We start from the raw sequence: 12,593 nt of genomic DNA on the forward strand, positions 1-12,593 counted from the left end.
TTAAAAATTAGCATTTTTAACTGGATTGCTTCGTCAATTACTCCGTAATTTTCCTTGCAATGACGGATAAACCTATCCATGCAACAAAACCTACATTACCTTGCAATAATGAAAATTTAATAAAAAAAACCATGAATATCAAAGATATAGGAGTAATAATTGCTAAAAAACCTTTGAAAGAAAATACATTTATTATTACGGTTTTTACTAAAAATCATGGTTTATATTCGGGAGTTGTAAAAGAATTTTCTAGAAAAAGTAAATTTATATATCAAGAAGGGAATATTATAGATTTTCTTTGGCAGGCAAGATTACATGAACATATTGGCATGGCTAAATGTGAACTCATTAAATCTTACACCGGTTATTTTATCACAAATAAAGCTAAATTATATGCCTTTAATTCCGTTATATCTTTAATCAAAGAATTATTTCATGAAAGAGAAGAACATTCTAAATTTTTTTCATTTCTAATTAACTATTTAGATAATTTATCAAAGAATTTTTGTTTTCGTGACTATATTAATTTTGAGCTAGCTTTACTTGCCGAGACGGGTTATAAGCTTGATCTTACCAAGTGCGGCGTGAGCCATGTTACAACTGATTTAATCTATGTATCACCTAAATCAGCTAGAGCATTATCATATGAAGTAGGGAAACCTTATAAAGATAAATTATTGATGTTACCAAGATTTTTACTTTCAGATAATAGTGAGATTACATTAGAAGAAAAACGGCAAGCTTTAGCTCTAACAAACTATTTTTTTAATAGATATTTATTTCATAATAATAGACAGGTTGAAGCACGCCAAACTTTTATTGAATATACTTTAAATAATTTTTAGAGACTATATTTTACTTTTATTTTTCTTATCTTATGATATGCTTACCTAAGTAATTAATTAAATAAGTATGTAATATGACTAGACTAAGAGCATAGATATACCAAACGAATTACATCATTTTCTTAAAGTTCACACTGCACATAAAAATGATACTATTATGCATTTTGTAAGAGAAGCGATATATCATAAAATAGAACAGGAAAAAGCATTAAATGCAGAATCAATAAAAATATTAGAAGAATCAGCAAAAGGTTTAAATATTAATAAATATTCTACGTATAAAGAAATGTATAAAAAGCTTAATTTAATTCTGCAAACCTCTACTATTTTATTCCATATTTAGTTGAGTAAAGCTTCTTAAAAGCTTTACTCAAGAAGAAAGTAATATAATAAAAATCTTTAAAATCAAGATTTTTTTAGCCTGGATTCCAGCTTTCGCAGGAATGACATAAGGGCTTTTCAAAAATCTCCTGGTACACTATATACATACCGGTACACATAGTGACTTATTCAAATAATAACCTATGAAAATACTAGCATTTGACACAACCAATAATACTGCATCGGTAGCAATATCCGAAAATGAGAATATCCTTGCATATATAGAAGAATTACGTCCGTCTATGCAAGCAGAAAATCTAATGCCGATGATAGAAGACGTGATGAAATTAGCTAAATATTCATATAATGATTTAGATTGTTTAGCGGTAACTAACGGACCCGGTAGCTTTACCGGCATTAGAATAGGACTTGCTAGTGCTAAAGGTATATTATTTTCCAAAGAGAATATTAAAGCAGTAGCAGTTAGCAATTTTGAATATGCTTATTTTAGAGCCATAACTCAAGTTAAAGATTATGATAAAGTATATGTCTTTTTAAACGCTTATCGCTCACAGCTTTATATGCAAGTCTTTCATAAATCAGGACAAATAGAAGAACCGTTATTGATAAATTTCGAGTATGCTATAAAACTGCTTACAAATGAGAAAGGGAACATAGTTTGTTGCGGTAGCGGACTTGAATTTATATATCACCAAATTATGCATTTGCCGAATATAATAACCTTGCCACGTTTTGCACGAGTTAAAGCTTGGGTGATCTGTAGATATATTGCTAGTAAACTGTCGAGCGATATAAAACTAAATAGCTCTATCGAGCCACTATACATACGCCCTCCTGATGCTAAAATCGCAATTAATTATGCCATTCCTAGCTAAAAGCAGGAATCTATTACTGGATTTCTGTAATCAGCGAAATGACATAAGAGCTTTATTACACGTATACTACATCATCTTCATAATTAAAGACTCCCAAATAATTACAAGGTAATTTCTCACCTGATAACGTCATAGTAAAATCACTATTAGAGTGTTCTACTTGATTGTCTGATACTTCTATTTCATCTTCACAATCAGAGAATCCGAAATCACTATCAGATACTGCACCTGATTCTTGCTTTACACACTTCTTATCGTGTATTAAGGCTATTATTTGCCTAACTAATGATTTCGATAAATCATGATTATCCGAGCTCATAATATCAATGACTCTTACTAGACTTTCATCTGAGGCGTACAAAATTATTGTTGCTAGCTTATCATTTGAAATATTACTCATGATTCTTACTAAATTTTTATTTGGAATAATATCAAAATTTTCTGCAAGTTTTTCTTCTCCTGCTAAAATAATTATATTTTCAAGCTGTTCATCAGAAATATCCTCATTTGATAATTTTTTTAGTTCCTGCTCGGTAAGCTCTTCTAAAGAAATGGTAGTATCTATATATGTATTTAATTTATCTAATGGAATAAATTTCATTAATTTTTCAAAATGCTCCGGTAAAATATAATTAACTAATTTTTGTGCTTGTTCATCGGAAATATTATTAATTAATTCTACCAATTTTTTATATGTCATCTTTTCAAAAACTTCATCTAATGCATTTTCAGGCGTGTTTAAAATTGCTTCTACTAACTCATTATCAGAAAAAGTTTCAAGTTGATCTAAGAGATTAAATGTTTCTTCAGCGTTATTATTTAAATAAGAAAAAACTTTATTACTCACAAAATTAAAAGTTTCAGCCACTTTAGAAGAAAGAACACTAGATATATTTTTTATAATATTACAACTCTTTACTCCCAAATCATAAACTGTTTGTAATGATGAACTAAATGTACTGAAAAAACCTTTACTTTTAGGTGTGTTAGTTACTTTTTCACTACCATCAAGCTCATTTAAAATATCTGTAAATTTGATTTGAGAGATGCCTAGAGTATCTGGCTGACCTTTTACTGCTTCTTGGAAGATTATTTTAGAATTTAAAAAAGGATATTTAGCTTGAGCTTCTACTATTTTTTTATTACATCTTGCACTTTGTTCATCATACTGCTTAATTGAATTATCTAACGCTGCTAAAAAATCAGTATTTTCTTCTTGATCAGTATTTTCTTCTTGATCAGTATTTTCTTCTTGATCAGTATTTTCTTCTTGATCAGTATTTTCTTCTTGATCAGTATTTTCTTCTTGATTAGTATTTTCTTCTTGATTAGTAGTTTGCTTTGGAGAAGTTATAAACTCAAATTCATCGTTAGCAAGATAGGAGGCTGACTTCGGAGCGGTATTATGTGGGATTAAATTTTGTAACTTATTAAAGATTAATGTTATGGCCATAATTCTTCCTCATGTCTGATTATAATCAGCACTGCATTATAATAGAAATTATGAGGAGGTCAAGATAAAGGCTAATAATTATTAACTTTTATTATATTTTACTTAAAACTGACTAATTTATCAAAAAGGAACATTCTACTAAATGTTATGCCCGCGAAAGCAGGACGTTGTTGCGTGGTTCTCACTTTTCGTCATTATGAGGAAATTACAAAGTAATTGACGAAGCAATCTCAGAAGTTTGTTATTATTGCATGAGATTGCCATGCAGTCTATGACTACTCGCAATGATAATTTAGTAGTATCCATACAACAACGCCGCAGTACTTATATGATAATGTAGCCAATTTTTGAAGTTCAACGAGTATATTATAATTGTCTTTGTTCTTGAATTAGCTCAAAAACTTCAACTGTGTCTCCTTCTCTAATATCTTCATAATTTTCAAATGCTATACCACACTCATATCCTTCTCTAACTTCTTTAAATTCATCTTTAAAGCGTTTTAAAGTTTTGAGTTTTCCTTCATGAATGACTACATTATCACGTAATAAGCGTACGCCCGCGCCTTTCTTAATAATCCCTTTAGTTACATAGCTACCGGCGATTTTGCCGACTTTGGTAATATTAAATATTTGTCTAATTTCTGCGCTTCCGATATACTGCTCTCTAACGATCGGATTAAGCATACCGCTCATAATGGCTTTTATATCATCAATTAAATGATATATTATACTATAATATCGAATATCGACTTTTTCTTTTTCTGCGGCAATTAAGGCATTTGCTCCTACTCTAACGTTAAAGCCGACAATAATAGCCGAAGAAGCATGTGCAAGAGATACATCGGATTCCGTTATCGGACCTACGCCGCTATGAAGTATATGAAGCTTTACCTCATCACCTGGTAATTTTAATAAGCTACCTGAAATAGCTTCAACCGACCCTTGAACATCACCTTTAATAATTAAAGGTAATTCCTTAATTTTACTATTACCGGAAGCTTTTAAAAACAAATCTTCTAAACTTGAACGCGGTGCAATAGATATTTTTTTTTCTTTAGCAAGACGCATTCTATATTCGGCTATATCTTTTGCTTGTTTCTCATTTTGTACTATGTTAAATTTATCACCGGCAAAAGGCACTTCATTTAAACCCTGAATTTCTACAGGAACAGACGGAGTTGCTTCTACTATTTCTAGGCCCTTATCATTAGTCATCTTTTTAACTTTACCGTAAGAAGTACCAGCTATTATAATATCACTGTTTTTTAAAGTACCTCGCTGAACTAATATAGTAGTTAGTGTTCCTCTTCCTTGTGCAATTTTTGACTCGATTACAACACCGGCAGCTGCACCGAAAGGATTTGCCTTTAAATCCTGCATTTCTGCAATTAATAAAATTGCTTCTTCAAGTTTATCTAAGTTAATTTTCTTTAGTGCCGAGATAGGAATAATCATAACGTCACCACCTGCCTCTTCGCCGATAATTCCGTGGACATATAATTCGTTCTTTATACGCTCAATATCAATATCAGGCTTATCAATCTTATTAATAGCTACAATTATAGGAACGCCTGCTGCTTTCGCATGATTAATTGCTTCAACCGTTTGCGTTTTGATTCCATCATCTGCTGCGACCACTATAATAACTATATCCGTTACTTTAGCACCTCTTGACCGCATTTCCGAAAAAGCTTCATGCCCCGGAGTATCAATAAAAGTAATTGCTCTACCGTCTGCAAGAGTTACTCTATAAGCCCCAATATGCTGTGTAATTCCGCCTAGCTCACCTGCAGCAACATCTGTAGACTTAAGAGCGTCAAGCAATGAGGTTTTACCATGATCGACATGACCCATTACTGTCACAACCGGAGCACGCGTTCTCAAATCCTCAACCTTATCATCACTAATTAAAACATTTTCAACATCTGACTCTTGGACTCTTTTTACCGTATGCCCTAAATTTGTTGCAACTAGTTCTGCCGTATCGGCATCTATTGTTTGGCTAGCATTTGCAAGAATACCGAGTTTCATTAATTCTTTAATTACATCAGCCACTCTTTCAGACATAGCATTTGCAAGATCACCGACTCCGATAACTTCCGGGATTGTCACTTCTCTATATACTTTCTCAGGTGCTTGTGATACCAATTTACGCTTTTCTTTTTCTCTAGCTCTTTTTATAGAAGCAAGACTTCTAGTTCTACCGCTACCGCTTTCGTCGTCGCTAAGCATATTGAAAAGATCAGCTTTTTTGATTTTTTGTGGCTCTTCTAGCTTAATTTTTGGTGCGACTATTTTACTATCTGCTGTTTTATCTAATTCTTTCTCTGATTCTATACCATAACGTGTCCGCATTCCTACTAAAGGAGACTTTACAAAAGTTTCGTCTTTCTTTTTAGGTATTTGTGATAGTATATCTTCATCATCTTGAACGATTTTAGCACTAACTTCTACTTTATTTTCTTCGGTATTTTGCTGTTTTTGTTCAACTTCTTTATCAGTTTCTAGCGGTTCTATTTTGGAGTTAGCATACTGGTTAATACTTGCAAGTTTACTTAAAGTGCTTATTTTTGAAGGGTCATTTAATTTAGATTGCTCAGCAGCTTTTTTAAGAATAGATAAACGTCTGTTAAATTCTTCCTTATTAGCATCAATAACAGTTTGATCTAAGCTATTCCTTTCTTTATTTAATGAAAGGGTAGTAGCACTACCGGTAGAGCTTTTTCTAACTTCTACTAGCGTTTTAGATTTAGCATTAACAAAGCTTTGAGCTCCTGTAAGAGAGTCAAAAGACTTATTAAGCGATAATTTTGAATTGCCAAGTGTCAACTTTTTGGGTTTGATTTCCTGGTTATCCGTCATATTTAAAACCTTTGTGTTTCTGTTTTTTCCGTCTACTACTTGATTATGTCATTCCTAGCTAAAAGCAGCGTTGCTTGATGGCTCGTTTATGTCACTCCCGCGAAAGCGGGAATCTACTAAAATTTATTTTTATAGGATACCCTAATTACTAAGCTGTTTATTCTGGATGCCTGCTTTTGCAAGAATGACATACACCATACATTCAACCCACTAACTATCCTTCAATTCACCATGCTGTCTAGCAGTTTTAATCAGCAATTTAATATTTTCGTCCGTTATATTAGAATTTGGAGCTAAATTTTTAAATTCATTTACGCTCATCTCTCCTAAATCTTCTATGGTCTTTATACCATATTCGGCAAATTTTAATATTAATTCAAGCGATAATTCTAATATATCTATTAATTCTTGCTCAACTCCTAGATCCTCTAGCTTTTTGATAATCTTTTCATTCTTAAGGTCGACGTAATTAATAGCTCGATTTTTAATCTCTATGGCAAGTTCTTCCTCAAAGCCTTCGATTCTTGTTAAAGTACTAATCTCACTACTAGCAATTTGTTCTACTGAATTAAAACCCGTTACCGATAAAAGCTGACCTATAACTTCTTCAACATCTAAAGCTTCCATAAATAATTCCGTAGAAGTTAAGAACTCTTCATTTCGTCTTTTTGATTCTTGCTCTTCGGTCATTATATCGATATTCCAACCTGTAAGCTGAGAAGCTAAACGAACATTCTGCCCTCTTCTACCTATTGCAATACTTTGATTTTCTTGCGAAACTACTACTTCTACCTTATGCCTATCCTCATCAATCAAAATTTTTGTGATTTCCCCAGGGGCAAGCGGTGCAAGAGCATTAACTATAAACTGTGCAAGATCATTACTCCATAATACTATATCAATTTTCTCTCCGTTTAATTCATTTGTTACGGCTTTTACTCTATTACCTCTAATACCTACACATGAGCCTACAGGATCTATACTACTATCCGAAGCAAATACCGCTATTTTTGCTTTTGAACCGGGATCACGTGCTACTGATTTTATTTGAATAATAGCTTCAAGAATTTCAGGTACTTCCAGCTTAAATAGTTTAACTAGCATTTGGTTATCTACTCTAGACAAGAAAATCTGCGGTCCTTTTGTTTCTTGCCTTACATCCTGTACATATGCTTTTATACGATCATTAGGTTTAAAATTCTCACCCTTAATTAATTGATCTTTTTTTATTATTGCTTCAGCACGATTCAAGTCAACTATTATATCACCGTATTCTATTCTCTTAACTATCCCGTTTATAATTTCGCCTTTTCTATCTTTAAAGTCATGATATTGTTTTTCACGTTCAGCTTCTATAACACGTTGAGTTATCACTTGTTTTGCAGCTTGAGCCGATACTCTAGCATGATCAATCGGCGGTAAATATTCATATATCTCATCACCGATTTTAGCTTCCGGATTCTTTATTAAAGCTTCTTCAAGTGAGATTTGCGTCAAGTAATCTTCTACATCTTCTACTATTTTTAAGATCCTTAAAAGATTTATCTCACCGGTTTTCCTATTTATCTGAGCTTTAATATTATATTCATTACCGTATTTTTTTCGTCCTGCTGCTTGTACCGCTTGTTCAACCGTTGAAATCAAAATTTCTTTTGATATTCCTTTCTCACGGGCTACAGAATCTATAATTTGTAAAATTTCTACATTACCTATACTAGACATACATTATCTCTTATTGCTTTAGCAATTTTTTAAATACTTCTTCAGTTAAAACTAGATTAGCATTTTTAATTAAATCATAATCAATTAGTACTTCTTGTTCTTCACATTTTAAATATATTTCATTATTTTCGGCTTTAATTATTTTACCCTGATAACGAGTTTTGCCGTTCAGTAATGCTTTAAGTTTGATTTTAACTTCTCTTGTTAAAAATCTATTATAATTTTTAAACTTTACTAACGGACGTTCAAGACCGCTTGATGCTACCTCTAAAGAATATGCAGTTTCTATTAAATCTTCAACATCTAGAATAGCGGAGATAGTCCTACTTGCTTTAGTACAATCTTCTACAGATATTTTTTCGCCGTTTAAGCTATCAATCAATATCTCGACTACTTTAGGGTTAACACCTTTACACTTAACAAGAACTAACTCAAACCCCATATCCGTCAAGGATTCTTCTATTACGTTTGTTATTTGTTGTTCAATAGTTTGCATATTTGATATTTATAACAAAAAAGGTGGGATAAACCCACCTCTTATAATTTTTATAATGCTTATCCGCAACAAAAATACACTAATTAGAATATATAAGCAATATTTAACTTTATATTTTTGTAAAACTATATTCATAAAGGGACAAATACTCGATAATCCTCCTGGTCCACTTAGAGATGGATCATAGTCTCTTCCTGATGAACAAAATGCTTCTACATGAAGCTATGTATATTATCGTTCTCATTAATATTATTATAACTATCTTGAGTATAAAATTTATCATAGTGAATTTCAGTATCACATATTGCTGCAATATCAGTTAATTTTTTTACAACTGTATCTAATTGAAATGTATCACTGTTTTTATTTCTAGTAGAGTGAATAATGTGCATAACGGCGGGAGGCTTAACATTTTCTTCATTTGTTATACTATTAATTATAGAAATAGAGAATGGCTCTCTCCCCCGACCTACCGCTGATAAGAACGATGTCTTTATTGTTTTCGATATCTGATTCAATATATGAAGGGTGTACTTTTGCCAGCTGATTCTCAGAATCAAATAAATAATTTGTTACAGTTCCATTAGGATTTTGCTTTATTAAACATTCATAATAATGACCTTCTTCATCATGACCGGTTTTTATAACTGTAAATTCACTGTATTTTTCTCCTACTTTAACAGTAATAATGCCCATATTTGTGTGGTATTACTTTTGTTCATTTTGTCTATAAAATTTTATTTTTGCCGTATTTTTATCAGCACTTTCTATTTCGATTTTTATTTTATGACTTTCAAAACTTTCTATATTATACTTTGCTTTTAATTCATCATATTGCTTCTTTTCAGCACTGACAAAATGCTTTCCTACTATATTTAATATTTCCGTTACCAGCTTGTTACCCTCATCTACATTTGATATAAGCTCTTCAGCAACAAGGTTGATATAACTCTGAAGGCATATTACGCCCTACATGTGTATACCAACAATTTTTGATACCGCCCTTTTAAATTTATGATCATTCTCTAATGCTGATTGGATCACTTCTAAAAGATCTACTTCATCTGTTTCGCTATATGCACTTAAAACCTTTAGAATACTACTGCTGGTAAGATTTAAAAAATTTTTCATTTCATGTGGCTGTATTCCTTTCTCAGGTTTTTCAGTATTAAAACTATTACTATTAAAAAATTCATTTACCACTGCTTCATATTTAGTTGCTAAATTTCCATAAAAATTTAATTAAGGATAAACTATAGAAAAATAACCGTTTTTCTTTTTCCGCATATTAAAAACTCTTGATTCCCCTGAGCTCCTAGTATTGGACTTGCTATTATACCGAATATTTTAAAATTATGCTCTTTCTCAAGCCAATCTTTGATTTTATCGCATACTTTTTGATGTAAGAGAGGATTTTTAATAACTCCTCCCTGCTCTACTTCATGCTTTTCGACCTCAAACTGTGGTTTTATTAAAGCAATAAGCATGCAATCTTCTTTAACTAAATTTAGTGCAGTCGGTAATATAGTAGTTAAACTAATAAAGCTGGCATCGCAAACAATTAAATCAGGCTTTGTTATTATTTGTTTATTGGTTAAATATCGTGCATTAGTCTTCTCAAGCACCTTAATGTGTGGATTATCGCGTAATTTAGGATGAAGTTCGCCATAACCGACATCTACAGCAAAAATTAATTTTGCTTTACGCTCAAGTAATACTTCTGTAAAACCGCCGGTGCTACTACCAATATCAATACAAACTAAATTTTCGGGATCAATTTTAAAATAATCCAAAGCAGCAATTAATTTTAATGCCCCTCTTGAAACATAATTATGCTTCGGTAGCTTTACCTTAATGTCGGTGTCATTTATATTAACCTGTATCCCAGGCTTAATTAACTGCTCATGCTTATTATGTACTTTACCTTGGATAATCAAACTTCGTGCTATGGTAATATCTGTTACAAAACCTTTTTGCAGCAAATATTCATCAAGCCTTATTTTAGTCATTACTGTTTAAATTTGAATTTAACTTATGTTATAAGGGCCCATTAGATAGAAAATATACAATTTGTCTAATTGAAAGTTGTAGTTTCAATTAGACATAATATATTTGATCCATACAATAATGCTGCAACTGAAGGGAGCATGGTAATCTAGGGAAATATTCAAACCCTAACCAATATATGTCTCTTCTTACCGGCAGAGAGCTTTATAATATTTTTATCGAGTAAGAAATTAGTGTCAATTATCATATTTTCATCTTCGACTAATCTATCATTTATCTTAGCACCATTCCCTCTTATAAGCTTGCGTGCTTCCGATTTAGAAGTAGCAAGCCCTGCTTCATGAAATAATTCATATGCACTAATACCTGCTTGTAATACTTCCTGCTCTAAAACAACTGTAGATAAATTCTCATCGATTTGTCCTTCTTCAAATATCTTTACTGCAGTTTCTAGAGCTGATTTTGCTGCCTGCTCCGAGTGACAAAGCTTAGTTAGCTCATAAGCAAGCTGTTTTTTAGCTGCATTAACATCTTCTGCCGCTAAACTCTCAAACCTATTAAGCTCTTCTTGAGTGAATTCGCTATATAATTTGGCAAATCTAACTATGTCGGCATCTTCGCAGTTACGCCAATATTGGTAATAATCATACGGGCTTAACAAATCTTCATTAAGCCATACTGCTCCCGCAGCAGTCTTGCCCATTTTAGCACCGGAACTAGTCGTAAGTAGCGGTGTCGTCATACCGAATACTTCTTTGCCACTTATTTTACGAATTAAATCCGCTCCCATTATGATATTGCCCCACTGATCACTACCGCCAAGCTGCAAGCTGCAATTGTAATGCTTGCTTAAATAGTAAAAATCATAGGCTTGCAATAACATATAGTTAAATTCTAAGAAGCTTAAATGCTGCTCACGCTCAAGCCTTAGTTTTACCGAATCCATAGTCAGCATACGGTTTACCGAGAAATAGCTACCGAAATCCCGTAGAAAATCTAGATAATTAAATGAATCTAACCACTCTGCATTATCCAGCATAATAGCATCACTTTTACCGTCACCGAATTTGATAAACTTTGACAAAGATTTTTTAATACCTTCGGCATTTTTAGCTATATCTTCTTTGCTTAAAATTTTGCGCACTTCGTCTTTCCAAGTAGGATCACCGATTTTACTCGTACCACCACCGATAATTACAATAGGCTTATGCCCGTGCTGCTGGAGCAACCGCAGAATCATTATTTGCATTAAACTACCGATGTGGAGTGATGTAGCAGTACAGTCAAAGCCTATATACGCAGCTATTTTTGTTTCTGTCATTATAGCAGTTAACCGATCCAAATCGGTACATTGATGGAAATATCCTTTATTTACGAATTCTTCTATAAAACACATATATTATTTCTTATTTTTAAAAATTCCTTTTTTGCTTTTCTGCTAGGAAATAAAGTGTTAAGGGAAATAGCATCTTTATCACCTTTTATAAAGTACTACATATACTTGCGTAATCATGCGAACATATAAAATTTCTGTATTATTTCTTCAAAGCCTATACCACGCTCATGCAATAACTTAACGTTCTTTTCATGATTATATCTATACGTGGTCATAATATTTAGAGTTTAGTAGCGTCTGAATGAATTAGCATATTAAGATAGGTCTGATAAGGCAAACCATGCTTAGAATCTTTAATTTTTATTGCTTCTATGTTATGTTCTGCGATCTTAATAGTAACAGATCCTTTTTTACTAAGATGTGCTTTTGCAAATTTTTGAAGCAAAGCTATTTCACTTCTATCATCAATTTTTTACTGCTTTTCAAAATTATCTTCAATATCTTGTTTGTAAGAATCTAGTTTGATACTCATAATACAACCATTCTCAATGTTATAAGGAATGTAAGTACTTTGTCAATACTTGATATATTAGATTATCATGTGAATAGTTGTAAATCTGTACATTGGTATTTTGTGAAAGAAATTTAATCTATT

12 protein-coding genes and 2 pseudogenes are annotated in these 12,593 nt (G+C 32.1%); 3 read left to right on the plus strand and 11 right to left on the minus strand.

The window, feature by feature from the left end:
- Positions 1-131 precede the first annotated feature (131 nt).
- From recO to tsaB, 3 genes are all read left to right on the plus strand, one after another.
- A complete protein-coding gene (gene recO, locus QUD19_RS06170; RefSeq protein ID WP_410956434.1) occupies positions 132-845 on the plus strand; it encodes a DNA repair protein RecO in 714 nt (237 codons plus the stop codon).
- Positions 846-1,002: 157 nt separating this feature from the next.
- Entirely contained in the window at positions 1,003-1,188 is a 186-nt protein-coding gene (locus QUD19_RS06175; RefSeq protein WP_498808009.1) for a hypothetical protein, read from the plus strand.
- Between the two features lie 181 nt (positions 1,189-1,369).
- Complete coding sequence (gene tsaB, locus QUD19_RS06180; RefSeq protein ID WP_498808010.1) at positions 1,370-2,062, plus strand: tRNA (adenosine(37)-N6)-threonylcarbamoyltransferase complex dimerization subunit type 1 TsaB; 693 nt, start codon at positions 1,370-1,372, stop codon at positions 2,060-2,062.
- Between the two features lie 55 nt (positions 2,063-2,117).
- Here the strand turns inward: tsaB and srfC are convergent, their stop codons facing one another.
- From srfC to QUD19_RS06235, 11 genes and pseudogenes are all read right to left on the minus strand, one after another.
- Positions 2,118-3,515: an SrfC family effector protein gene (gene srfC, locus QUD19_RS06185; protein ID WP_498808011.1), complete on the minus strand. Its 1,398-nt coding sequence runs from the start codon at positions 3,513-3,515 to the stop codon at positions 2,118-2,120.
- A 366-nt stretch (positions 3,516-3,881) separates the two neighbouring features.
- A complete protein-coding gene (gene infB / locus QUD19_RS06190; RefSeq protein ID WP_498808012.1) occupies positions 3,882-6,377 on the minus strand; it encodes a translation initiation factor IF-2 in 2,496 nt (831 codons plus the stop codon).
- Positions 6,378-6,587: 210 nt separating this feature from the next.
- Entirely contained in the window at positions 6,588-8,099 is a 1,512-nt protein-coding gene (nusA, locus tag QUD19_RS06195; RefSeq protein ID WP_498808013.1) for a transcription termination factor NusA, read from the minus strand.
- Positions 8,100-8,109: 10 nt separating this feature from the next.
- On the minus strand, positions 8,110-8,595 hold the full coding sequence (gene rimP / locus QUD19_RS06200; protein ID WP_498808015.1) for a ribosome maturation factor RimP: 486 nt from the start codon (positions 8,593-8,595) through the stop codon (positions 8,110-8,112).
- A 212-nt stretch (positions 8,596-8,807) separates the two neighbouring features.
- Positions 8,808-8,987, minus strand: coding sequence for a hypothetical protein (locus tag QUD19_RS06205; RefSeq protein ID WP_498808017.1), 180 nt, complete (start codon positions 8,985-8,987; stop codon positions 8,808-8,810).
- 40 nt (positions 8,988-9,027) lie between these two features.
- Positions 9,028-9,291 (minus strand): hypothetical protein, encoded by a 264-nt coding sequence (locus QUD19_RS06210; protein WP_498808018.1) that lies wholly within the window; start codon positions 9,289-9,291, stop codon positions 9,028-9,030.
- A gap of 273 nt (positions 9,292-9,564) precedes the next feature.
- Positions 9,565-9,798: a hypothetical protein gene (locus tag QUD19_RS06215; protein WP_498808019.1), complete on the minus strand. Its 234-nt coding sequence runs from the start codon at positions 9,796-9,798 to the stop codon at positions 9,565-9,567.
- Between the two features lie 50 nt (positions 9,799-9,848).
- Positions 9,849-10,604, minus strand: a complete 756-nt coding sequence (locus QUD19_RS06220; protein WP_498808020.1) for a TlyA family RNA methyltransferase — start codon at positions 10,602-10,604, stop codon at positions 9,849-9,851.
- A gap of 158 nt (positions 10,605-10,762) precedes the next feature.
- Positions 10,763-11,998 carry a tyrosine--tRNA ligase gene (gene tyrS, locus QUD19_RS06225; RefSeq protein WP_498808022.1) on the minus strand — a complete coding sequence of 412 codons (1,236 nt, stop codon included), beginning with the start codon at positions 11,996-11,998 and terminating at the stop codon, positions 10,763-10,765.
- Positions 11,986-12,213, minus strand: a pseudogene (locus QUD19_RS06230) (hypothetical protein). The gene tyrS and the pseudogene QUD19_RS06230 overlap by 13 nt, the downstream one beginning before the upstream one ends.
- 5 nt (positions 12,214-12,218) lie before the next feature.
- Positions 12,219-12,470, minus strand: a pseudogene (locus QUD19_RS06235) (CopG family antitoxin).
- Positions 12,471-12,593 lie beyond the last annotated feature (123 nt).

This window comes from Candidatus Rickettsia kotlanii (genome assembly GCA_030295365.1).
In the GTDB taxonomy this organism is placed as follows: Bacteria; Pseudomonadota; Alphaproteobacteria; order Rickettsiales; family Rickettsiaceae; genus Rickettsia; species Rickettsia kotlanii.